At 52.6% G+C, this 25,121-nt stretch carries 15 protein-coding genes and 6 pseudogenes; 16 read left to right on the top strand and 5 right to left on the bottom strand.

What is annotated here, in order from left to right; genetic code table 11:
• Positions 1-186 precede the first annotated feature (186 nt).
• From IFT47_RS19170 to IFT47_RS19095, 16 genes and pseudogenes are all read left to right on the top strand, one after another.
• Positions 187-2,832, top strand: a pseudogene (locus tag IFT47_RS19170) (RHS repeat-associated core domain-containing protein); the annotation flags it as partial.
• 8 nt (positions 2,833-2,840) lie between these two features.
• A complete protein-coding gene (locus IFT47_RS27690; RefSeq protein WP_192173553.1) occupies positions 2,841-3,188 on the top strand; it encodes a hypothetical protein in 348 nt (115 codons plus the stop codon).
• 159 nt (positions 3,189-3,347) lie between these two features.
• On the top strand, positions 3,348-3,926 hold the full coding sequence (locus IFT47_RS27685) for an RHS repeat domain-containing protein (RefSeq protein ID WP_407073244.1): 579 nt from the start codon (positions 3,348-3,350) through the stop codon (positions 3,924-3,926).
• Between the two features lie 372 nt (positions 3,927-4,298).
• Complete coding sequence (locus IFT47_RS19155; RefSeq protein ID WP_197983972.1) at positions 4,299-4,709, top strand: SMI1/KNR4 family protein; 411 nt, start codon at positions 4,299-4,301, stop codon at positions 4,707-4,709.
• Positions 4,710-4,997: 288 nt separating this feature from the next.
• Complete coding sequence (locus IFT47_RS19150; RefSeq protein ID WP_192173554.1) at positions 4,998-5,516, top strand: hypothetical protein; 519 nt, start codon at positions 4,998-5,000, stop codon at positions 5,514-5,516.
• A gap of 246 nt (positions 5,517-5,762) precedes the next feature.
• A pseudogene (locus IFT47_RS28210) lies at positions 5,763-5,933 on the top strand (RHS repeat-associated core domain-containing protein); the annotation flags it as partial.
• Between the two features lie 334 nt (positions 5,934-6,267).
• Positions 6,268-6,654 (top strand): hypothetical protein, encoded by a 387-nt coding sequence (locus IFT47_RS19145; RefSeq protein WP_192173555.1) that lies wholly within the window; start codon positions 6,268-6,270, stop codon positions 6,652-6,654.
• A 241-nt stretch (positions 6,655-6,895) separates the two neighbouring features.
• A pseudogene (locus IFT47_RS19140) lies at positions 6,896-9,637 on the top strand (RHS repeat-associated core domain-containing protein); the annotation flags it as partial.
• Positions 9,638-10,059: 422 nt separating this feature from the next.
• Positions 10,060-10,503 carry an Imm26 family immunity protein gene (locus IFT47_RS19135; protein ID WP_192173557.1) on the top strand — a complete coding sequence of 148 codons (444 nt, stop codon included), beginning with the start codon at positions 10,060-10,062 and terminating at the stop codon, positions 10,501-10,503.
• Between the two features lie 89 nt (positions 10,504-10,592).
• Positions 10,593-14,025, top strand: a pseudogene (locus tag IFT47_RS19125) (RHS repeat-associated core domain-containing protein); the annotation flags it as partial.
• A gap of 387 nt (positions 14,026-14,412) precedes the next feature.
• Positions 14,413-14,736 (top strand): DUF7716 domain-containing protein, encoded by a 324-nt coding sequence (locus tag IFT47_RS19120; RefSeq protein WP_192173559.1) that lies wholly within the window; start codon positions 14,413-14,415, stop codon positions 14,734-14,736.
• A 149-nt stretch (positions 14,737-14,885) separates the two neighbouring features.
• A pseudogene (locus IFT47_RS19115) lies at positions 14,886-16,182 on the top strand (RHS repeat domain-containing protein); the annotation flags it as partial.
• A gap of 384 nt (positions 16,183-16,566) precedes the next feature.
• Positions 16,567-17,199 carry a hypothetical protein gene (locus IFT47_RS19110; protein WP_192173560.1) on the top strand — a complete coding sequence of 211 codons (633 nt, stop codon included), beginning with the start codon at positions 16,567-16,569 and terminating at the stop codon, positions 17,197-17,199.
• Positions 17,200-18,191: 992 nt separating this feature from the next.
• Positions 18,192-19,286, top strand: a pseudogene (locus IFT47_RS19105) (RHS repeat-associated core domain-containing protein); the annotation flags it as partial.
• Positions 19,287-19,705: 419 nt separating this feature from the next.
• On the top strand, positions 19,706-20,149 hold the full coding sequence (locus tag IFT47_RS19100) for an Imm26 family immunity protein (protein WP_192173561.1): 444 nt from the start codon (positions 19,706-19,708) through the stop codon (positions 20,147-20,149).
• A gap of 428 nt (positions 20,150-20,577) precedes the next feature.
• Positions 20,578-20,922: a hypothetical protein gene (locus IFT47_RS19095; protein WP_192173562.1), complete on the top strand. Its 345-nt coding sequence runs from the start codon at positions 20,578-20,580 to the stop codon at positions 20,920-20,922.
• 544 nt (positions 20,923-21,466) lie between these two features.
• Here the strand turns inward: IFT47_RS19095 and IFT47_RS19085 are convergent.
• The 5 genes from IFT47_RS19085 to IFT47_RS19065 all read right to left on the bottom strand — a co-directional run bounded on the left by IFT47_RS19085 (position 21,467) and on the right by IFT47_RS19065 (position 25,088).
• The gene (locus IFT47_RS19085; protein ID WP_244655983.1) at positions 21,467-21,907 is read right to left on the bottom strand and encodes an SRPBCC family protein; all 441 of its coding nucleotides are present in this window, start codon (positions 21,905-21,907) and stop codon (positions 21,467-21,469) included.
• Between the two features lie 130 nt (positions 21,908-22,037).
• Positions 22,038-22,424: a nuclear transport factor 2 family protein gene (locus IFT47_RS19080; RefSeq protein ID WP_192173564.1), complete on the bottom strand. Its 387-nt coding sequence runs from the start codon at positions 22,422-22,424 to the stop codon at positions 22,038-22,040.
• 61 nt (positions 22,425-22,485) lie between these two features.
• A complete protein-coding gene (locus IFT47_RS19075) occupies positions 22,486-23,229 on the bottom strand; it encodes an SDR family oxidoreductase (RefSeq protein WP_192173565.1) in 744 nt (247 codons plus the stop codon).
• A 115-nt stretch (positions 23,230-23,344) separates the two neighbouring features.
• Positions 23,345-24,448, bottom strand: a complete 1,104-nt coding sequence (locus tag IFT47_RS19070; RefSeq protein ID WP_192173566.1) for an alkene reductase — start codon at positions 24,446-24,448, stop codon at positions 23,345-23,347.
• 58 nt (positions 24,449-24,506) lie between these two features.
• Positions 24,507-25,088, bottom strand: coding sequence for a TetR/AcrR family transcriptional regulator (locus IFT47_RS19065; protein ID WP_192173567.1), 582 nt, complete (start codon positions 25,086-25,088; stop codon positions 24,507-24,509).
• Between the last annotated feature and the right edge of the window lie 33 nt (positions 25,089-25,121).

The raw sequence follows: 25,121 nt of genomic DNA, 5'->3' as shown, positions 1-25,121 counted from the left end.
ATGATCTAGGTTGACAGTGACTGGAGAGCTATTCCAGCCACTGCCTTGGCCACTGACCAAAACCTCAAAAACCTTAGTCCTGCAGATAGGGTTCAGTTGGCCTCTATGCCTACCCAAACGACTAAGACAAGGCGGTTAGCGGGACTGGCACTGTTCAACTAAAATAATGCTGCTTACTAAGACGAGGACCGCCTTGCCATCGCCAGCCGCGATTAAGGCGGTGAGCACTACACCATGGACCTCGACGAAGCCGGCAGCCTGACCGGTATCTCACTACCCGATGGCAATCAGCGGGCTTTCTAGTAAGACGACTTCTCGCGCTTGGCTGAAGAAATCTATCCGCTCGGTCGAAGCATCACCTACAGCTACCACCTCAGTACCACCTTGATCAGGGAAACCGCCTTCCCGGACGGCAGCGTCTGGAAAGCCCGATACGACGATAAAGGCAACCTTATCGCTGAAGTTGATGCACTCGGCCACAAGACGGAGTACCTCAACAGCGACGACGGCTTGCCGCACACCATCATCGACGCTACACACAAATCCAAATACCTGTGGTGGAACGAGCTGGCGCAGGTGGAGCGCTTTCAAGATTGCTCGGGCAAAAACACCTTCTACACCTACGACGATCGGTCTCATCTGGTTGCCGTCACCGACGCGTTGAATCAGACGACAAGACTTGAGCGCAAACCCGACGGTGAAGTGGTGCGCATCGAGCACCCGGATGGAACGTCCGAATCGTTTACCTACAACGCATTGGGTCAGGTGCTCACGCACACCGATGGCAAGGGTCAGATTACGCGTCTGCTGCGCACGGCGCGCGGACTGCCTGCCAGCCGCCAGGACGCCAAGGGCCAGCGCATCAGTTACGAGTACGACAAGGCGATTCGGCTCACTGCGTTGGTCAACGAGAACAATGCGAGTTACGAGTTTGCCTACGATGCGTCAGATCGTCTGATCGAAGAAAAGCGCATCGACAACCTGACGCGTCGGTTCAGCTACAACCATGGCGGGCATCTGACGCGGGTTGATGAAGTCGGCTACGGCGATCGGGCAGAGCGGCCGCAGCGTAGTACGGAATTTGAACGGGATGTGATTGGCCGCTTGCTGGCTAAGGTCAACCAGGATGCGCGGCAGGATTACAGTTACGACGAAGCGGATCGCTTGCTCAGCATCCATCGCCTGCCTTCAAGCATTGGCAAGAAATTGGGCGTTGAGGAAGAGACCCTCGACTTCAGTTATGACCTGTTGGGTCGCTTGATCAAAGAGATCACACTGCAAGGTGCGCTGGCTTACGAATACGATCCGCTAGGCAACCTGACCACGCTGACATTGCCGACTGGTCAGCACCTGAATCATCTGTACTACGGCAGCGGCCACCTGCATCAGCTCAACCTTGATGGAATGCTGATCAGCGACATGGAGCGCGATGATCTGCATCGCGAGGTCTATCGGTCCCAGGGCAAGCTAACCAGTTGCTTCGGTTACGACGCGATGGGCCGCAAGAGCTGGCAGTTCGCATCCACCATTCCGGCTGAAAAGCTGTCGCAGATCCAGAACCCAGGCATCAACACCTCGTTGCTGGTCGATCATGCGTACAACCCGATTCACCGACGGTATGAGTACGATCCAGCGGGAGAACTGACCCGCACGCTCGACAAACTGCGCGGTGAGATTAAATACGAATACGAAGCCAACGGCCAGTTGCACAGCCGTGACACCGGTCGCTTGGTTGATAGCGAAGAGTTCCGATACGACGCTGCGGCCAACCGTCTGAACTTCAACACTAGCCAGTTTGATCAGGTGAAAGACAACCGCATCAAGCAATGGCGCGATCAGGAATATACCTACGACGCCTGGGGCAACCTGATTGAGAAGCGGGTAGGGCTGAGCAAGCTGCAAACGTTTACGTATGACTGCGAAAACCGGTTGGTGCGTGCCGAAATGATGGTTAACAGCCAAGTGCACAGCGTCGGCACGTATCGGTATGACAGCCTGGGCCGGCGGGTTGGAAAGACGTCTGAAATTGCGGGACAAACCGAGCACAAGCATTTCCTCTGGCAAGGCCTGCGGATGCTGCGTGAGGAAACCCCGGCGCAGAGTAGCCTCTATATTTACGAGCCAGGCAGCTACGCGCCGCTAGCCCGGGTCGACCAAAACGAAGGTGATGCAGAGCAGAAGCTTTATTACTTCCACACCGACCAGATCGGCACGCCGCTTGAGATGACGGATGTCGATGGCCGGATCGTTTGGCAGGCGACGTACAAGGCGTGGGGCGAAGTCGAATCGCTTGCCGTGAGTGAGGTCGAGCAGAATCTGCGGTTTCAGGGTCAGTACTTTGACGAGGAAACGAGGCTCCACTACAACACGTTCAGGTATTACGATCCGGAGGTGGGGCGGTTTATAACGCAGGACCCGATTGGGTTGTTGGGGGGAGATAATCTTTATAGGTATGTGCATAATCCCATAGGTTGGGTCGACTTTCTGGGGTGGAGTTGTGAGCCGACGCAAAAATACGAAGTAGGAGCATTTGATAAACTTCAGAAAAAATCCGCGGTGGGTGATGGATTGGATATCCACCACGTCGCACAGCAACATCCAGCAAAGCAGGTAATCAGCGGCTATGATCCGAATACAGCACCATCTATAGCTCTGCCTAGAGCTGAACATAAACTGATCCCTACTATAAAAGGGCCGTATAATGGAACGCCGAGAAAATTGCTTGCGAAAGATGTAAGGGACCTGCGAAACTATACCAATACTCCGCCTGGGGCCATTAAAGATCTTATTAAACTAAATAAAGAAATGTTTCCGCAGGCGCTACTTAAGTAGGATTTATCATGAACTCTGAAGAATTTGTAAAAGTAGTAAGGCTTGTGGTGAGCGATGCAGCGGCTGCAGATGTAGTATCGGTTCTTCACTCGCCTCCCGGGAGAAAGCCAGCTAAGGAGCTTGTTGAACTTTCAAGATTTTATAACAATCAAAATAATGATGATAAACAGTGCATTGAACAGATAATAAAAAAGTCAGTGGAGGAGGCTGTTTTCGGATTTCTATGCGTTTTGGACGGTGTTAGAGCCATTGAGGACGGAGATCAAAAAGGCTCGATTTCTTTATTGTACGAGGGAGAAACCACCGTCAAGCTGAACGCTGATGGAGATTTGCATGACCTCTATAATCGTGCCTAGTTCGTTATTCCTATGCCGGTCAAAGGCAGCCGAATAAGTGCTGGGACGGCGAAGAAATCTCCAACGAAGCTTGGGGCAATCTAACTGAGGAGCTAGTAGGCTGGGGAAACTCCGGACACTCAGCTCCGACTGCGAAACCGGTTCGTGCGTGTGGAAACAATGGTCAACAGCCTGGTGCATAGCGTTGGCACCTATCGGTATGACAGCCTGGGCCGGCGGGTTGGGAAGACGTCAGAGATCGAAAGGCGAGCAAAGCACAAGAAGTTCCTCTGGCAAAGCCTGCGAATGCTGCGCGTGGAAACGCCTGGGCAGAGCAGCCTCAATATTTACGAGCCAGGAAGCTACGCGCCGCTAGAACGGGTCGACCAAAACGAGAGTGAGCCAGAGCAAAAGCCCTACTACTTCCACACCGACCAGATCGGCACGCCGCTTGAGATGACGGATATCGATGGCCAGATTGTTTGGCAGGCGACGTACAAGGCGTGGGGCGAGGTTGAAACGCTAGCCGTAAATAAGGTTGAGCAGAACCTGCGTTTCCAAAGTCAGTACTTCGACGATGAATCCGGGCTGCACTACACCACGTTTCGGTATTACGATCCGCAGTTTGCCGCTTCATTACGCCGGATCCCATTGGACTCGCCGGCGTTCTTAATCTGTACAAGTATGTTAATAACCCTTAGGCTAGGCGGACCCACTAGCTCTAGATGCAGTAAGCAAGCTTGCCGAGCGGAGCTATAGTGGAGTAGTGCAAGACACTGCTGAAGGTCTCGACGGTGCGAAAAGTAACGCGTTATTCGCTAAGAATCCAAATGTTAATCCTGTCGTCTATACAATATAGTGGTGATTACATCAAAGATCCCGAGTTGGCCAACAAAGCGCCAGGTCTGAATAAAAAAAGTGCCCCGCGCGGATACGTATGGCATCATGTCGATGATTACGATCCTAACACGAAAGAGGTACGATTCGGCTCGTAGAGTAAGGAGCTCACCAAGGAGTTAATCACAAGGGTGGAGTTTCTCAATACAAAGCGGCAACTGGAAAAACATACACTTTCCCAGCAAGGCGCTCAATTTCAACTAAACCCTAGTCTGGTAAAGTAGGAGGAACGGCGTGCTAGATTTAGAAGGTTCATATGGCAAGATTAGCTTTGAAGATTTTATCGAGCTCGAAAATCTCGTTAAAGGTAGTCTTCCTCAAGTGTTTAAGAAAATCTATCTACACAATAATGGAGGATTCCCTTCTAAGACAGAATTTGACGGGGACGACTTCTGCTTTTCTATCGGGGGATTTAACCCGATCAGGTATGGTAATCCATCAATTGAATCGTTGATTAAAGATTTGAATCGCGGGGATGGCGTAATGCAAAGTCTGGTCCCGTTCGCTTATGATGATAATGGCAATACGTTTATGCTGTCATTACGAGATGAAGACTATGGCAAAGTATACTTGTGGCTTCAAGATGAGGAGCGGATGGAGTCGGTCATCTCGTCGTTTGACAATTTCGTGGCTGCACTCAAATAGCAGTTTGTACGAGTCAGCGCGATTCGCGATCTTTTGATCTATCCCCTTACCCCCAAACCTAAGACCTAGGGTTGAGGATCCTGCTTTCTGGGTTTAAGTATTACGTGTTTAGGCCCTAAAACCTTTTTGGCAGATTTAGGCGTCAAAGTAAGTCCTTCCCTATAGACACTAATCTTTTTCTAGGCGTTTGTTGCGCACGGCTCACAGAAGGCATGCAAACCGCCAAGACGCTAAGGCGAGCGCATCATTTACGAAGACGAAGAAGTGAAGCGCCAAGGGAGGCTGCTCATGAAGTTTGAGTGTGATGTTGATGTGGATTTCAATGGGATTATAATATTTGTCTATCCGAGTTTGCTTAGCCTATTCGGAGGTAAAATAATCAGTGCGCAGAATATATTAGAAGAGTTTACCACCACGGAAAAAGGAGATGAGGTTCTAGACCAGGGACTTGCATTGCCTATAATGGGAATTGACGATGGAACCTACCGGGTTCGCTTTTTTGTAGATGAGTCGCCTGAGGAAGAAGGACGAAGGGTGATATTTGAAGACAAGTTTTTTTATCTGTCTGCACTTGATGACGTATATGTTGCAGATATGGCGGTTTTTTGGGAGTGGGAAGACTATACTGGTTGGAAAAAACTCCCGATTCAACGTGGGTTGTATAGGGTCGTAGTTGCTGGTGTCCATACCTACAGTAAGAGTGGCGAAACGCAGTATGGGTTTGACGTGTGCTTCAGTACAGTATCCAAACCCTTCAAGCGGACAGTCGAGCCGAGGTCTGATTCTAGAGTGGTCGAAGTTATTTGAATTGATGGTTGCCGGTGATCTTGACGATTGAGTTATGGGTGGTTGAGTTTTTTCAGGGCCAAAGCACGGTTACAAAATGTAGGCTCAGTGGGCACAAGTGCGTCAAGGCTTAAGGAAGTTGCTGGAGTCGATGCCTTTGGCCATATTAATGAGTATCTAAACAGCGACGATGGTCTGCCGCACACCATCATCGACGCCATACGCAAATCCAAATGCCTGTGGTGGAAGGGGCTGGCGCAGGTCGGGCGGTTTCAGGGTCAGTACTTCGACTACGAAACGGGCTGCACTATAACGCGTAAGATATTACGATCCAGAGGTTGGGAGGTTCATGACGCAAGATGCGATTTGGGTTGCAGGGGGGCAACAACTATACTCCTAAATCTAAGTGGTTGGATCGACTCGCTAGGGTGGCAGTGTGAAGTTGTACGGGGCGTGAGCGCTAATCATCCTGAGATTGCTAATGCGAAAAATGGTGTCGTGGAGCCCGGGAATGTTAATAGCACTATGTCCGAAGAGGCACATAACCTCGGCGGCGTTTCCGAGTATAGACCATTTACATCTTGGACACGCGATCCGAAAGTTGCTAAATGGTGGGCAGAAAAGGAAGGGCCGGGGGGCGGTGTGCTAGGTACTCCTACAGGAGCCTCCAAGCCAGGTGATGCGTGGGCATGGTAGTTTTCTCCAGATGCTTATGGTGAGTCAGAAGTGCTACTGCAAGGGGGTCGATCTGGCCTAAAGGTATTTAATCCAAATGAACTCTAAAGATTTATTAGAAAACGCAGACTTTGAAGGATTCATTAAATCTGGCCATTTTGATCGCCGAACTGCTGAGGTGCTAGCTAAAGCGAAAGTTTCAAATGGCCGACTCCCTATTCCTTTAGATGTAAATAGCTACAATGAAGAGGAGTTGCCGACAATCCGTTCCATAATAGAGTTTCGCGCTAATAACCTAAAATCTCAGGGGCGCGTGCTTAACGGTGCGACAAAGTGTCTGCAATCTCTGAGGGATAAAGATAATTCTGATAAACGGGCTTGGGTAGCGATGAAAGTCCACAAAAATATACTGATTTTTATCGTAAATGTGAGGACTTACGAAATTGACGGATGCATGTCTTTACAAGTTATCGAGCCCGATTAGAGCACGCCGTTAACGGTGTGAAAGTCCCTATTTTATACTGATTCATGAGCGCTGGGCCGCATTCGACGACTGCAGCGCGTTTAACGAGGCTTCTGAGAGTACGTGTTCCAGAGAGGACGTCACCAAAAGGACGGTTCAAAGGCAAGAGGTGTGATCTCCCTCGGTGCTTTAGTTTCCTGATCGGAGCAAAACTGGCGAATCATGCCAGCCTGAGATCAGCTAGTGCTGGCGTGGCTCTCGGCATTACCTGCATTTCACGCTCACGGCCGATGGCAAGTTAACTGACATCAGCGCGACCGGGGGCCTGCGCGTGCATTTGCACTACAACCACCCACTCGGTCGCCTCACCGAGGTCAAACGCATCGTCGGTGACCAGGCGCTCGAAACCTTGGTCACTTATCGCTATGACGACAACGGACAGCTGAGCCAGGTCAGTAACCGCAACGGCGACACTCTGCGTTATTTCAGCTACACCGATGGCGTTATGACGCGGCACAGCACCGCGCTCGGCCTCGCCTGCGAATACCGCTGGGAAACTATTGACGGCCAGCCGCGTGTGGTGGAGCACTGGACCAGCGACGGCGAACATTTCGATTTTGACTACGACTTCAAGGCGCGCACCACCCGTGTCACAGACCTACTGGGTCGCGAGGCGCGGGTTCACTACAACGCCGATCGCCGGGTCACCGCTGGCCGCGACTTCGGCGGAGAACAGTACGCAATTAATCTGGATGACTTCGGCAACATCGCAGGTTTGACACTGCCCGACGGCAACCAGCTGACACTTAAATACGACGAGTACTCGCGGCTTATCGAGGAGGTCGACCCGCTGGGTCGCAGCACGCGCTATCAACATCACCATCTGACCTCGCTGGTTAAACAGGTCAGCTATCCCGACGGGAGTACCTGAAAGGGCCATTACGACAACAAGGGAAACCTGATAGAGGAATACGACGCGCTAGACCAGCGCACCGAGTATTTCCACAGTGATGATGGTTTGGTACACACCATCATCGATGCCAACCACAAGTCGAAATTCCTCTGGTGGAACAACCACGCACAGGTCGAGAAGTTTCAGGACTGTTCTGGAAAGTGCACCACTTACCACTACAACGAGCGCCTGCAGCTGGTTGCGGTCACTGATGCGCTGGGTCAGACCACCGAGCTGGAGCTTAAACCTGCGGGTGAAGTGCTGCGCATCAAACATCCCGATGGCACCCAAGAGGCGTTTACGTACAACGCTTTTGGACAAGTACTCACTCATACCGACGGCAAGGGCCAGATCATCAGGTTGCAACGCAACGAGCGCGGCCTGCCAAGCTCGCGGCAAGACGCCAAAGGCCAGCGCGTTCGTTACGAGTACGACAAGGCGATTCGGCTCACCGCGCTGATCAACGAAAACAATGCGACTTATGAATTTGCTTATGACGCTTCGGATCGCCTGATCGAAGAAAAACGCATAGACAACCTGACGCGTCGGTTCACCTACAACGTGGGTGGGCATCTGACGCGGTTGGATGAAATCGGATACGGGGACAGGGCAGAGCGGCCCCAGCGCAGCACCGAGTTTGAGCGTGATGTGATTGGCCGCTTGCTGGCAAAGGTCAATCAGGATGCGCGGTAGGATTACGTTTATGACGAAGCGGATCGGTTGCTCAGCATCCATCGGCTGCCTTCAAGCATTGGCAAGAAGCTGGGCGTTGAGGAAGAGACCCTCGACTTCAGTTATGACCTGTTGGGTCGCTTGATCAAAGAGATCACACTGCAAGGTGCGCTGGCTTACGAATACGATCCGCTAGGCAACCTGACCACGCTGACATTGCCGACTGGCCAGCACCTGAATCACCTCTACTACGGCAGCGGCCACCTGCATCAGCTTAACCTCGACGGGCTGCTCATCAGTGACATAGAGCGCGATGACCTGCATCGAGAGGTCTACCGATCACAGGGCAAACTCACCAGTTGCTTTGGTTATGACGCGATGGGGCGCAAGAGCTGGCAATTCGCGTCGACTATTCCGGCTGAAAAGCTGTCGCAGATTCAGAATCCGGGGATCAACACCTCGTTGCTGGTCGATCATGCGTACAACCCGATTCACCGGCGCTACGAGTACGATCCAGCGGGAGAGCTGACCCGTACGCTCGATAAACTGCGTGGCGAGATCAAGTACGAATATGAAGCCAACGGGCAGCTGCACAGCCGCGACACTGGCCGTCTCGTAGACAGCGAAGAGTTCAGATACGACGCTGCGGCCAACCGCCTGAACTTCAACACCAGCCAGTTTGATCAGGTGAAAGACAACCGCATCAAACGATGGCGCGATCAGGAATACACCTACGACGCGTGGGGCAACCTGATTGAGAAGCGGTCGGGCTTATCCAAGCTGCAGACGTTCACCTACGACTGCGAAGACCGGCTTGTGCGTGCGGAAACGTTGGTAAACAGCAAGGTGCACAGCGTTGGCACGTACCGGTATGACAGTCTGGGCCGCCGCGTTGGCAAGATGTGCGAGATCGATGGCCAGACCGAGCACAAGCACTTTCTCTGGCAAGGCCTGCGGATGCTGCGTGAGGAAACGCCTTGGCAGAGCAGCCTCTATATTTACGAGCCAGGAAGCTATGCGCCACTTGCCCGGGTTGACCAGAGCGAAGGAGAGGCAGAGCAGACGCTTTACTACTTCCATACCGACCAGATTGGCACGCCGCTCGAGATGACGGATGTCGACGGCCGGATCGTCTGGCAGGCAACGTACAAGGCGTGGGGTGAAGTCGAATCGTTGGCCGTGAGTGAAGTTGAGCAAAATCTGCGGTTTCAGGGTCAGTATTTCGACGATGAAACGGGGCTGCACTACAACACGTTCAGGTATTACGACCCGGAGGTTGGGCGGTTCATTACGCAGGATCCGATTGGATTGGCTGGTGGGCGGAATCTTTACCAGTATGTAAACAATACGATTGCATGGGTCGATCCGTTAGGGCTTACCCCTTGCATGGGGAAGCCATCACAACGTAGCGCAGGCGGTACCGGTGCTAAGTACGATCCTGTCAAAGGCCAGGGGCTTTATGTGCTAACTGATAATGGCGTAATTAAATATGTTGGTCGGGGTGATGCTAAGTCGCGTTTGGCTGTACACGCGGTGACAGATGGCAAGTCTCATTTAGAGCAGCGTGTAATTTTTAATAATAATTTAACAAAGTCTGAGGCGAAGTATCTTGAGCAACAAATCATGGATCTTAACGGCGGGGCTAGATCTACTAATGAATTTACTAATCTACAAAATCAAATCAGGTCCTACAGCCCAGCAAACCCTAACTCAGTAAAGTATTATGACATAGCAGGGCATAGCTCCGATTGGGCAAATAAGGTGCTAGCTGATGCATTGAAAAAAATGAAGGATATAGGGTTATGAGTTTAAAGCAGGTGGTAAATAGTGGTGACTATTTCTCCATGCCGATGTCTGACGGGAGACAAGCCATATGCCAGGCTATCTGGATCGGAAAAAATAGCTCAGGGCAAACATTTAAAAGAGTTTTTGCGTTTTGCGTTTTGTCCGTAGGAGATAAAAAAGATATTCCTGAAGAAGTAAGCTACTTGAGTTTTCAGAATCACAGGGGGACTTTCAAGGTGATATTTACCGCCGTGGATAAGCTTTTTTCTGGGGAGTGGCCTGTGATTGGAAGTGGTCCAATAGTAGATCATAAAATGGTAAATTTGGAGTTCCACATGGCAGGGGACCTGTATGTTTGTGGCGAGTTTGTGAAAGTGCTCCCTGGTGAGAAGTATAAAGACTACTTGGAAATGGCAGTGGCTGGGTACGTATTGGTCGACAGATATTTAAAACAGCACTAGTAGTCGAGATGCCAACAGGCTAATTAGAGAGGGGAGCTAAGTTTACAGCGCGGTTGTTGGGCAGGAATCAATACTCCCCATGCCGCTATGACACGCTTACCCCCGGTGTCAGGATTTCATCCGGCTCGGACGATGTGTTCATCGGGGGCTGGACGGTTCAATACCTCGATATTGACGATCAGATTCCCGGCTGGCTTCTCGTCGTTGTAGACGCGCTGATGATCGTCGCATCAATGGTCAAAGCGGTGGTATCAGTAGCCAAGCTGGGGTTGACGCAAGGCTTGGAGACTGCAGGGCCCTTGCACACTGCGGTTCGGCGCCATCGTTGCCGCCAGCTACCTCGCGGGCCGCACGTCTTTAGCCCCGTTGTCGGGAAAGTCTTGGGGGGATTATCGGCAATCCCGTGGACCTCACAACAGGCCGCAAAATATCGCTGGACTCGGGTGAGACCGATTTTGTCTTGCCGGGATCTGATGGCTCCTACGCAAGCGACCTGACCGTCGACAGCATCCTGGGCCAAGGCTGGGTGGTGTCTTGGGAACAAAGCCTGCGCAGAAGCGGCCGCTTTTTGTACCTCACCGACAACCAGGGCCGCAGCGTGCCCTTTGTCGACATCGAGCCCGGCGAGCGCATCTACAACCCCTACGAGCAGATTCATCTGGTACGCACCCTCGGTGGGCACTACCTGCTGCAAACTCTGGACAACGTGTTTTTCTACTTCGGCGAAGTGCCGGACGACAACACCTCGATGCCGTTGCAGCGTCTGGAAAATGCGCTGGGTCATTACCTGCATTTCACCCGCACGGTCGAAGGCACGCTACCGACATCAGCGCGCCGGGCGGTGTGCGGATCCACCTGCATTACGACAACCCGCTGGGCCGCCTGAGCGACGTCAAACGCATCGTCGACAACTTGGCCGTGGAAACGCTCGTCCAGTACCGCTACGACGACAACGGCCAACTCATCGAAGTGATCAATCGCAATGGCGATTGCATGCGCCGGTTCAGTTATGCCGAAGGCATGATGGTCAGTCACAGCAACGCATTGGGTTTGAGCTGCAACTATCGCTGGGAAACCATCGACGGCCAGCCGCGGGTCGTCGAGCACTGGACCAGTGATGGCGAACACTTTCATTTTCGTTATGACTTCAAGAGCAGAACGTCCTGGGCCTTCGACGTCCTTGGCCGCGAGCTGGAAGTGCAGTACAACGAGGACAAACGGGTCATCGCCAGTCGCGACTTTGGCGGCGAACGTTACGCCATCGATCTGGATGAAGCGGGGAATACGACCGGCATCAGCCTGCCCGACGGGAATCGCCTGACATTCAAGTACGATGATTTCTCGCGCCTGATCGAAGAGACCGACCCGCTCGGTCGAAGCATCACCTACAGCTACCACCTCAGTACCACCTTGATCACCGAAACCGCCTTCCCGGACGGCAGCGTCTGGAAAGCCCGTTACGACGACAAAGGCAACCTTGTCGCCGAGATCGATCCGCTGGGCCACAAGACTGAATACCTCAACAGCGAAGAGGGTCTGCCGCACACCATTATCGATGCGACCTACAAATCGAAATACCTGTGGTGGAATGGCTTGGCGCAGGTCGAGCGGTTTCAGGATTGTTCGGGCAAAAGCACGTTTTATAGCTATGACGGTCGGGCTCATCTGATCGCCGTCACCGACGCGTTGAATCAGACGACACGACTTGAGCGCAAGCCCGACGGTGAAGTGGTGCGGATCGAGCACCCGGATGGAACGTCCGAATCGTTTACCTACAACGCATTGGGTCAGGTGCTCACACACACCGATGGCAAGGGCCAGACCACGCGGTTGTTGCGTACTGCACGCGGGCTCCCTTCTAGCCGACAGGATGCGAAGGGACAGCGCATTCGCTATGAGTACGACAAAGCGATTCGGCTGACGGCACTGGTTAATGAAAACAACGCGGCTTATGAGTTTGCTTACGATGCGTCGGACCGACTGATCGAAGAGAAACGCATCGATAACCTGACGCGGCGGTTCAGCTACAACCTGGGCGGGCATCTGACTCGGGTTGAAGAAATCGGCTATGGGGAGCGGGCAGAGCGGCCGCAGCGGAGTACGGAATTTGAGCGTGATGTGATTGGCCGCTTGCTGGCGAAGGTCAATCAAGATGCGCGGCAGGATTACGTATATGACGACGCGGATCGGTTGCTCAGCATTCACCGACTGCCTTCAAGCATTGGCAAGAAGCTCGGTGTTGCTGAAGAGACGCTCGACTTCAGCTATGACCTCTTGGGTCGTTTGGTAAAAGAAGCCACACCGCAAGGTGCTTTGACGTACGAATACGATCCGCTGAGCAACCTGACAACGCTGACATTGCCGACGGGTCAGCACCTGAATCATCTGTACTACGGCAGCGGCCACCTGCACCAACTGAACCTTGACGGTCTGCTCATCAGCGACATGGAGCGCGATGACCTGCATCGAGAGGTCTATCGGTCCCAAGGCAAGCTCACCAGTTGTTTCGGTTATGACGCGATGGGCCGCAAGAGCTGGCAGTTCGCATCGACATTGCCAGCTGACAAGCTGTCGCAGATCCAGAATCCAGGCATCAACACCTCGCTGTTGGTCGATCATGCTTACAACCCGATTCATCGGCGTTATGAGTACGATCCAGCAGGCGAACTGGTCCGCACGCTGGACAAACTGCGGGGTGAGATCAAATACGAATATGAAGCCAACGGCCAATTGCACAGTCGTGATACCGGGCGCTTGGTTGATAGCGAAGAGTTCAGATACGACGCTGCGGCCAACCGCCTGAACTTCAACACCAGCCAGTTTGATCAGGTGAAAGACAACCGCATCAAGCAATGGCGCAATCAGGAATATACCTACGACGCGTGGGGCAACCTGATTGAGAAGCGGGTAGGGCTGAGCAAGCTGCAGACGTTTACGTATGACTGCGAAAATCGTCTCGTGCGTGCTGAAACGATGGTTAACAGCCAGATGCACAGCGTGGGCACGTATCGGTACGACAGTTTGGGTCGTCGGGTTGGCAAGACGTCCGAGATTGATGGCCAGACTGAGCACAAGCACTTTCTCTGGCAAGGCCTGCAGATGCTGCGCGAAGAAACACCGTGGCAGAGCAGCTTCTATATTTACGAGCCAGGAAGCTACGCGCCACTTGCCCGGGTTGACCAGAGCGAAGGTGAGGCAGAGCAGACGCTTTACTACTTCCATACCGACCAGATTGGCACGCCGCTCGAGATGACGGATGTCGACGGCCAGATCGTGTGGCAGGCGACTTACAAGGCTTGGGGTGAAGTCGAATCGTTGGCCGTGAGTGAAATTGAGCAGAATCTGCGGTTTCAGGGTCAGTACTTTGACGGAGAAACAGGGCTGCACTACAACACGTTCCGGTATTACGATCCGGCGGTGGGACGATTTATAACGCAAGATCCTATTGGGTTATTGGGGGGAGATAATCTTTACTCGTATGGGTTAAATCCCATTGGGTGGATCGATGCTTTGGGCTTAGCAAGCTCGAACCCAGGAGTCTACGATGTCTTTTTCGAGGCGAAGTTACCTTCGCGCGAAATGTATAGGCTCCCTGATCCAGTGCATTTCGGCGAATCGAACCGCCAGTTGCACTACGCGATGAAAAACGATCCTGCTTTGAGAGCGAATCTTGAGGGTCGATACCCAGGGATCGAGAAGCATGTTGCGCCGACAACGCGAGGTACGTTCAGAGGAAAAGCCTTCCCTGGCACGACGTGGCATCATCACGGCCAAGTTGGAGGTTTATTGCAACTGGTAGACATGAAAGACCATAAATCTCGTCACCTTGACTATCACTCCAAAGGAGAGGGTGGGCGTAAGCGATGGGGTGGCGGTAGTGCTTGCAGATAATTGAAGGAGATAGGGAATATGATAGTTTACAAAGACCTTGCAGCTTTGATCGCAGATACTGAGAGGCTTGACAAGTTCGGGACCCTATATATTAATCGGAAGAAGTGGAGGGCGGACCCTGAGCATGCGGAGATTCTGCTTTTGATCGGAGATGATGAGTTAGAGGATCTGGATGAGGAAGGGAATCCTGTCTTAGCGACCCAAAACGATGCTCGATATTTCTTTGACGTCGAAATCTTCCAAAACGTTATTGATGTTCAGCGAGAAAAAAAAGAACAATCATTTCTCGATGATTATATTCATGCCATCAATTACTATTTAGAGAACGATGATTTTTATTGAGGTATGAGCGAGGGCCATGCCTAGGTTTGGACGTCAAGAGCTGGTTAGCACATGTTAACTTTCGCGATTGGCCATGAACTGCAATAGTGCTATGACTAGCGTGATTGTTTACGGTCTATTGAGCGTTTGCTTAACGTGATTGGTAAAACCTCGGCATCGGCGCAGAGAAGCTGGAATTTGCCTACGACCTGCTGGGCCGATTGATTAAGGAGACCGCACCGCAAGGTGCGCTTTCCTACGAATAAGATCCGCTCAGCAACCTGACCACGCGGACCTTGCCGACGGGCCAACATCTCAATCACCTGTACTACGCCAGCGGCCACTTGCATCAGCTTAATCTCGATGGATTGCTGATCAGCGATATGGAGCGCGATGACCTGCATCGCGAGGTGTATCAGTCTCAAGGAAGTCTCACCAGTTGCTTTAGCTACGATGCGATGGGCCGCAAGAGCTGGCAGTTCGCATCGACGTTACCGGCGGAAAAGCTGTCGCAGATCCAGAACCCGGGCATCAACACTTCGTTGCTGTTGGATCATGCATACAACCCGATTCACCGGCGCTATGAGTACGACCCGGCGGGCGAACTAGTTCGGACGCTGGACAAGCTGCGTGGTGAGATCAAGTACGAATATGAAGCGAACGGCCAATTGCATAGCCGTAACACGGGCAAACTCGTCGATAGCGAAGAGTTCCGATACGACGCTGCCGCCAACCGCCTGAACTTCAACACCAGCCAGTTTGATCAGGTGAAAGACAACCGAATCAAGCAGTGGCGTGATCAGGAATATACCTACGACGCCTGGGGCAACCTGATTGAAAAGCGGGTAGGGCTGAGCAAGCTGCAGACATTTACCTATGACTGCGAAAATCGGCTTGTGCGTGCTGAGACGATGGTTAATAGCCAAGTGCATAGCGTCGGCACGTATCGGTATGACAGCCTGGGCCGCCGGATTGGCAAAAGCTCCGAAATAAACGGCGAGACAGAACACAAGCAATTCCTCTGGCAAGGCTTGCGGATGTTGCGTGAAGAAATGCCTGGGCAGAGCAGCCTCTATATCTACGAGCCTGGAAGCTACGCGCCGCTAGCGCGCCTGGACCTAAGCGAAGGTGAAGTAGATCAGAAGCTTTACTACTTCCACACCGACCAGATCGGCACGCCGCTTGAGATGACGGATGTCGACGGTCAGATCGTCTGGCAGGCAACCTACAAGGCGTGGGGGGAAGTTGAAACGCTTGCCGTAAATGAAGTCCAGCAGAACCTGCGGTTTCAGGGTCAATACATCGACGACGAAACGGGGCTGCACTACAACACTTTCAGGTATTACGATCCAGAGGTTGGTCGGTTCCTAACGCAGGATCCGATTGGGTTATTAGGTGGATTTAACCTATATCAATATGGTCCCAACACCACTAGCTGGATAGATCCTTTTGGCCTATGCAAAAGCTCCGTAAGTGGGGACAAAGGTACGGCTAAGGCCGTCCATGACCTCGAACAGAATGGGTATGAGGTTGTCGCTCAAGAGGTGACAATGAAGGTTAATGGCAGTAGAGTTCGCGCTGATATTGTTGCAAAAGATGGGCATGAGAACCTTCATGTTTTCGAGAAAGCATGGTTCTGGAGGGCTCACAAAAAACCAGAAAGCCTCTGGGGTCTACGATATGTCTAGTCCAGCTAACACTGCGCAGCATTTGGGTGGTGGTACTATAAAAACATCTCGAGGTACGGCGGGAACCTTCAAAGTTGACACTAAGGGCAAGCCAGGTAAAGATCTAGGTGGCAAGGGTGCGATACATGATGCCACTATCAACGTTTTAAAGTATCGGTGATTTATGAATAAAGAAAATCGAATTTATTTTGAAAATGAGCTTTTGCAGGAGCTTAAAGGTATAGCGGGTTCTGAAATATCGATTAAGGTTTTGAAAAGTGGTGTTAGGTTTATCTACGAAAAAAAAGTTGTTGCAGAGCTCGATTTTCAATACTTGGTAAAGTCTAATGCCTATATCCTTAATGGCCGCGTTTTTGGCGGCCCTATCTTTGAGTGCTCCTCTAAAATTGACCCTCCTTACAAAAGTCATTTGTTTAGCGATGCATGCTTTGCGTTTACGACGTCTGGAAGACAGGATAAAAAATTTAGCGATAACGTATACGGCAGCATCTATCTTCCACCTCCGGAAGAAGTTGGGTCTGTTTGTAAACGAATTAGGAACTCTCTGGAGAGTTACTATATCCCTATGATTACGGGGTGTATAGTGCCAGGCCCTAGGACCATCGAGGATGTTTTGCACTCACCTACCGACTATGCATATCCGGCAGTGTTTATTCATTGTGCCGTCGCTTGTAATCCAAAAATCATAAGTGAGGAAGTGGTTGAAAAGATAAAAACCAACAAAAAGATTATTAGAAACAAATCATTTGACCTAGAGCTTATAGAAGGGTTACTAGGCCCCTTGGGCAGTAGGTAGGACTTTAGTTAATAGGGTGGCATGTAAACATGGTTTCCATAAACTGAATATTAATGGTTGAATCTTTATCAATAGTAGTGGTTTTTTGAGAGGCCGCGTAATCAGCGCGGCTACTGACCAAGTTCGGCCTGACCTAACTGAATTATGTGGTCAATAAAATCTCCGGTGAAACCTCGCCCATTACCGCTACGACGACAACCTTCAGCTCACTGAAGCGATCAACCGAAACGGTCCCTTCAGGAATTGTGCATATGGAGTATCCGCTTCGACAACGGGCCTGTAGATGTAGAATTGCTGTTCAAATACGGCAATGGCGGCGCCCGGCCGACCAAGATATTTTTAAAACGTATGTAGAAATGGAGAGTTGCTCGATGACAGCGTCTTTCTCAACTGACCTCAATGGCGAATTGCGTGAAAAACTAACTAATGCAGTGCGTATTTTCATGGATAAAATGAACCGCTGGGAGGTTGATTGCTACAAGTAAAGTGCTGCGGATTTTGACGAGACTGCGTCTGATGGTTCTTTAGAGAGGCGAATGAGATCGGACCTTTTGAAAATATTCTCTGAGCATGTAGTCGAGAATGGTAGAAACTATGATCGGCTGAAAAATCTCGTTTGTGGTCGCAATCCTGAATATGATCCGGTGCATGGTCAGATTGGCGAGATCGAATGGGATGGACGTATGGCAAAAATACTATTCAAAAGGAAACGGGTTTGCGAGCTACTTATCGACTCGTATTCAGCTTGGATGGTGTTGTATGTAAAGTTTCTAAGCGAGATCTTTTGTCCGCATCAGATAAGTGGGGGAGAACCTATATATAGTTCTAAGTATGTCGGGTTTATGAATCGGCGTCGATGGGCTCTACTGTGGTGAAGTAAACCACACTTGTCCGCTTGAGCAGTGTCCGCGAAGGGAGATCTAGGGTGTCACTGTTCAGCCACTGATCAATCTGTACCGCGTCGGCGGCGCGTATATCAGTTCGATTCCGTAGGTCTGATCATCAGCGATATTGAGCGCGATGACCTGCATCGCGAGGTCTATCGGTCCCAGGGCAAGCTAACCAGTTGCTTCGGTTACGACGCGATGGGCCGCAAGAGCTGGCAGTTTGCGTCGACTATTCCTGCTGACAAGCTATCGCAGATCCAGAACCCAGGCATCAACACCTCATTGCTGGTCGATCACGCATATAACCCGATTCACCGGCGCTATGAATACGACCCGGCGGGAGAGCTAGTTCGGACGCTGGACAAACTGCGCGGTGAGATCAAGTACGAATATGAAGCCAACGGCCAGCTGCATAGCCGTAACACTGGGCGGTTGGTTGATAGCGAAGAGTTCCGATACGACGCTGCGGCCAACCGGCTGAATTTCAACACCAGCCAATTTGATCAGGTGAAAGACAACCGGATCAAGCAATGGCGCGACCAGGAATATACCTACGACGCGTGGGGCAACCTGATTGAGAAGCGGGTAGGGCTGGGCAAGCTGCAGACGTTTACCTACGACTGCGAAAACCGGCTTGTTCGCGCGGAGACAATGGTCAACAGCCAGACGCACAGCGTCGGCACGTATCGGTATGACAGCCTGGGTCGGCGGGTTGGAAAGACGTCTGAGATTCAAGGGCGAATCGACCACAAGCAATTCCTCTGGCAAGGCCTGCGGATGTTACGCGAGGAGTCGCCGGGACAGAGCAGCCTCTACATCTACGAGCCAGGTAGCTACGCCCCGCTAGCACGGGTCGATCAAAACGAAGGTGAGGCAGAGCAGAAGCTTTACTACTTCCATACCGACCAGATAGGCACTCCGCTTGAGATGACGGATGTCGATGGCCAGATCGTTTGGCAGGCGACGTACAAGGCATGGGGCGAGGTCGAGACGCTTGCCTTGAATGAGGTTGAACAGAATCTGAGGTTTCAGGGTCAGTACATTGACCATGAAACAGGGCTGCACTACAACACGTTCAGATATTACGACCCGGAAATTGGACGGTTCATTACTCAAGATCCAATTGGCGTTGCTGGTGGGTGGAATCTTTATCAGTATGCAAGCAATACAATTGCCTGGGTCGATCCGTTTGGCCTTACTCCTTGTATGGGGACACCGTCACAGCGCAGTGCTGGCGGTACTGGTGCGAAGTACGATCCTGTCAAAGGACAAGGGCTTTATGTCCTTGCCGATAATGGTGTAATAAAATATGTTGGCCGTGGTGATGCCGCTTCCCGTCTGGGTGTACATGCTGTGACAGATGGTAAGGCTCATTTGGAGCAATATGTTATTTTTAATAATAATTTGACAAAGGCTGAGGCTAAGTTTCTTGAGCAACAGATCATGGACCTCAATGGCGGGGCTAAGTCTACTAACGCAGTAACTAATCTAGTTAATAAAATCAGGTCCTACAGTCCGACTAATCCAAATTCTGGAACGTATGATATTGCAGGGCATAGCTCCGGCTGGGGAAGTGACGTGTTATCTGATGCATTGAAAAAGATGAAGGCGCTGGGATTATGAGTTCTAAACAGACAGTGAGAAGCGGTGATTATTTCACCATACCGATGGCTGACGGGCGACAAGCTGTCTGTCAGGCGATATGGATCGGGCGCAATAGTTCAGGACAAACCTTTAAAAAAGTATTTGCATTCTGCGTTTTGTCCGTAGGCGACGAAAAAAAGATTCCTGGAGACGTAAGTTACTTGAGTTTTCAGAACCATAGAGGCACATTCGAGGTGATTTTTACTGCCGTAGATAAACTCCTTTCTGGAGAGTGGCCTGTGATTGGAAGTGGCCCGATAAAAGATCAAAAATTGGTGAGTCTTGAGTTCAATATGGCTGGTGATCTCTATCGTTGTGGTGAGCCCGTGAGAGTGCTGGCTATTGAGGAGTATCAAGACTACTTACTTATGGGTGTTTCCGGGTATGTCTTGGTCGAGAGATATTTAACTCAGCACTAGTAGTCTAAAGCTCGATAGGCTGATTATAAATCAAGGTGCTGTAAAGCTTAGATTTCACCTGGGTTATTGGGCAGGAATCTATACTCGCATATCACATCAATCGCAATGGCGATTCCATGCGCCGGTTCAGCTACGCCGAAGGCGTGATGGCCAGTCATAGCAACGCATTGGGCCTGAGCTGCAACTATCGCTGGAAGCCATCGCCGGCATGCTACGCGCGATCTAGCGGTGCGCGTTGCATTTCTAAGGAAGGCGCCGACTGATCCTCATATGAAAGAATCTTGCATTATCATCAGAGGTTGGCGGGTCACTACAGTGGTTGATGAATCAGTCTTTAACTCCCGACATTTGAACTGTCGTCCGTAAGGCTGCCATGGGCAAAAAAAGGCGGAGCGGCGGTTCATGTTGCAGAAAAAGGGTGCACTTAAATGAAAGCTTATAGTTCGTTAGGGCAAGTGATCGCTGATCTTCCAGATTTAGATTCGGGTGAGTGGATATACGCAAACATCGAATCTTGGGGGCGAGAGCGTGAAGATACTGATTTCTATTTTATTCCGTGGGATTATCTACAGAGCCTAGAGGACGATCAGATATACCTGGATGATGAAGATATGGAGATGCCGTTGCAGGTCCAGAATTTAGGTTTGCGCAGCTGGATGCTAGTTAGCTCCTTAGCATATATATTGGCTAATAAGGTGGCGGGAGAGCATGACACGGCTTGGCTTATTGATGAAATAAATTATTATCGGGAGAATGACACTTTTAGGACGTAGATTGTTTTGAAGGTTCATTCACGGGCAAGCGACTGCCTCAGCGGTGGTGAGAACGAGTGTTCGGGACAACATTTGTCATGTCCAGATATGCGTATTCATACGCACTACACAATCTGCCATAACGTCAGGTCTACCCGTCGAAACCCTCACCATATATCGCTACGACGAAAGCGACCAGTTGACAGCAGTGATGAACCGGACTGGCGTCTCGATCCGCCGTTTCAGTTTTGCTTGGAGCCAATAGATACGGCACCTCAATAACCGGCCAAAAACGCCGTAGCTTCAATAAAATATCGTCATCTATCTTGATCTGCCAGTTGTTGCAGCCCCAGTTGCCGAATGCGTCGCGCAGCGGCTCAGTCGTCAGCGACTTGCCGATCCCGGCTTGGGCCAACTGATCAGCGCAGTATTGGCGGATCCACAGTTGTACGGCCCGCTCTCAACTTTTGGTCCTCGCAAACCTGCGGAGCGGTCAGACTCCTCGATAAACGTACTGTCTACCGGTCGAATTATTCCAAAAAAAACTAGCCCTCCCGCGCCGCCATCATCCCCGAATTACCCCCTCCAGCCCCTCATGCCCCTGCACAATCAACCCCCTGACCAACCCCTCAAATTCCGCCTCCGTCCCAACCTCCTGCACCTCAAACCGCGCGCTCCATCGCACTACACACCGGTCCACCAACCCCGCAACCTCATCCACCCGAACCTCAGCCCGATACCCATCCACCGGCAACGGCGACTCCTCAAACACATAAGCCAACGCCCTAAGCCCATCATCAAACTCAATCAACCGCTCCCGCAACACCGCACCGTCCGCAAGCGCCAGCCGCCTGACCGCACCCACCCGTAAAATCCCAACTTCACCCTCGATGCCACTCTTCACAATCGCCGGATGCCATGCCGCGATCCCGCCAAAGTCCCGAAGCACCTTCCACGCCTGATCCGTACTGCACGGCAAACCAGCGCTGTACTCCACTAAAACCATCACGTCTTACTCCAAAAATAAGCAACGCTACGACTCAAAAAACGCTCAATACCCAGCCGCTATAACCCGGCAGGCAGGCCCCGAAGCCAAAACCCGAGACCTGCGCCCATAAAAAACCTCGCTGTAAAACCTACCCCTCAAACTGGTGATAAACCTTCGCAATCACCTTCCAGTCCCCATCGATCTTGATCAGCGTCAGGTAGTCGTTGTAATCCGCGCCGATCGCGTCCTTCTCCATATCCACCCGCACCACAGCCGTAGTCGGCGTAATCGCCAACACATCCAGCCGCGTCGTGATCTCGGCCGCCTTACCGTTGCTTTCAACAAAGTCATACAAGTTGCTGATCGGCCCACCCAGCAGTTGGCCGTTGGTGAAACCGTACATCACCGCTTCTTCGTGAAAGGCCTGTTTGATCGTCGCAACGCTGCCTTCACGCAGCCCATCAACGTAGCGGCTGGCGGTGTCGATGACGGCGTTGTAGTCGTGTGTAGCGACGGCTTTGATGTTCTTGCTCATGTTTATGACTCCAGGGTTTGAGTTAGGAAGGCGATAGCCTCAATGACCAACAGCTGCGCAATCACCAGTCCTGTCGGGTGGGTGAAATGATCAGGTCGTTGACGGTGACGTTGGCCGGCTGATTCAGCGCGTAGATCACGGCGCGGCTGATGTCTTCCGGCGCGATGGCGATTTCGTTCAGCGCTTGTGCGGCTTTGCGCCCGGCGGGGTCGGTGACTTTGTCCGCCCAGCCGGTGTTGATCACGCCCGGGCTGACGGTGTTGACGCGGATGCCGTGGTGCACGCCCAGTTCTTTGCGCATGGATTCGGTCATGGCCTGCACGAAGAATTTGGTCGCGCTGTAGACGCCGGCGCCGGGGCCGACTTGATGACCGGCCACCGAATCCATGTTGAGGATCTGCCCGGATTTCTGTTCGAGCATGAAGGGCAGGGCGGCGGCGATGGTGTTCAGGTAGCCCTTGATGTTGACGTCTATCATGGCGTTCCAGTCCTGGGTCACGAGGTCAACCCAGTGGGAGAACAGCATCAGGCCGGCGTTGTTGACGAGGATGTCGACGGAGCCGTAGGTGTCTTTGGCGAACTGCGACAGTGCGCGAGTCTGTTCAGCGTCCGTGACGTCGGTGACGAAGCTGGACGCCTCGTAACCCGTCGAGCGGAGTTCGCTGACCAGCGCGGCGAGGGCTTTCTCATCCAGCGCGGCAGCAACGACGTTAACCCCTTTAGCGGCCAATGCTCGGGCGGTTGCAGCACCGATCCCTGATGACGCGCCGGTGACGATGGCGGTTTTCTTGTCCAGATAATTCATGATCATGTTTCCTCAAATTCAAGGCGTGCGGGCAGCGTCGGCCTTCTTGGGAAAGCCTTGCCGTTCAGCCGTTAGTGAATGCGGTGTCTGAAAGCGGTGCGGTTGCCAGCGCTGTTTAGTAAGTGCCCAGCGGCCAGTCGGTGTAGCCCTTGGCGCCGCCGCCGTAATAGCTTTCGCGCGGGGCGATGGTGAGTTCGGCGCCATGGCGCAGACGCGCAACCAGGTCCGGATTGGAGATGAACAGGCGACCAAACGCGACGGCGTCGATCTTGCCCTGGGCGCGGCGCTCAACGGCCATGTCCAGGTCGTAGTTGTTGTTACCAATGAACGGGCCGTTGAACTGGGCGCTCAAGGCATCCATGTCGACGCCTTCCGGCACTTCACGGGAGGTGGCGGTCGCGCCTTCGACGAAGTGCAGGTACGCCAGGTTGAAGCGGTTCAACTGCTGAATCAGGTAACCATGCAACGCCATGACGTTGCTGTCCGGCGGTGTGTTACCCGCATCCGGTGTCACCGGCGACAGGCGAATGCCCACGCGGTCATGGCCCCAGATGTCGACGATGGCCTGGGTGACTTCCAGCGTCAGCCGGGCACGGTTTTCAATCGAGCCACCGTATCGATCGGTACGCTGGTTGGTGGAATCGCGCAGGAACTGGTCGAGCAAATAGCTGTTGGCCGAGTGAACCTCGACGCCGTCGAACCCTGCGCGCCTGGCGTTCTCGGCAGCGTGTTTGTACTGCTCGATGATGCCGGGGATTTCGTCGGTTTCCAGGGCGCGGGGCATCGACACCGGGACGAAGCCGTTGGCCGTGTACGTGTTGCCCTCGGCCTGGATGGCGGACGGCGCTACCGGGGCTTCGCCGTTGGGCTGCAGGTCGACGCTTGAGAACCGCCCCACATGCCAGAGCTGGCTGACGATCTTGCCGCCTGCCGCGTGCACGGCGTCGGTGACTTTGCGCCAGCCGGCGACCTGCGTTTCGCTCCAGATCCCGGGCGTCGCCGCATAGCCGCATCCCTGGGCCGAGATGTTGGTGGCTTCGGCCACGATCAACCCGGCGGTGGCGCGCTGGGCGTAATAGGTGGCGTGCAGTTCACCGGGCACGCCGTCGTCTTCGTATCGGCTGCGGGTGACGGGGGCCATGACGATGCGGTTGGCCATTTCGATGGCGCCCATGCGGACGGGGGAAAACAAGTCGGTGCTGTTACTGACATCACTCATTGATAATTACTCGCATATTTGACCGGTCGTCTACCAATCTTTGAAAAAAAAGCGCCTGCTACCGCAGCAGGCGTTGGGTCAGGCGCATGGCCGTGTCGAAAGGGGTGGTGGACTTGTTCACCTTCACCAGAAGGGAAGCGCCCAACCACAGTTGATACAGGGTTTCGGCGAAGGCTTCGCTGCCTTCTTCGATGTGCAGGCTGCCGTCTGCCACGGCCATGTCGACGCAGGCGGTGATGCGCTTGATGATCTGCGCCGTGCCGGCCTCCAGCACCCTGCGCATGTCCTCGGACAAGTCGCAGACTTCCGGGCCCAGCTTGACCACCAGGCATTTGCCTTCTGGGTGATCGGTGCCCTGGGTCTCGATCCAGTAGTCGAAGTAGGCCAGCAGCTTTTCGACGCCGGTGCCTGATCGCGTCATGACGGTGTCGACACGGCCGAGGTACTCGGAGAAGTACTCATCGAGCAACGCAGCGCCGAACTCTTCCTTCGATTTGAAGTAATAGTAAAACGAGCCCTTGGGCACGCCCGCCGCGCTCACCACTTCTGCCAGGCCCACGGCGGTGTAGCCCTTGTGGGTCATCAGCGACTTGGCGACGTCGATGATGTGTTGGCGCATTTCCAGGTTGGGTTTCTTCATAATGCGCAGCACCTTAAGACAAAACTGACCGGT

This window comes from Pseudomonas sp. CFBP 13711 (assembly GCF_014842265.1).
Classification (GTDB): domain Bacteria; phylum Pseudomonadota; class Gammaproteobacteria; order Pseudomonadales; family Pseudomonadaceae; genus Aquipseudomonas.
The sequence above is the reverse complement of the archived record's forward strand: the minus strand, read 5'-3'. Positions and strand labels throughout refer to the sequence as shown.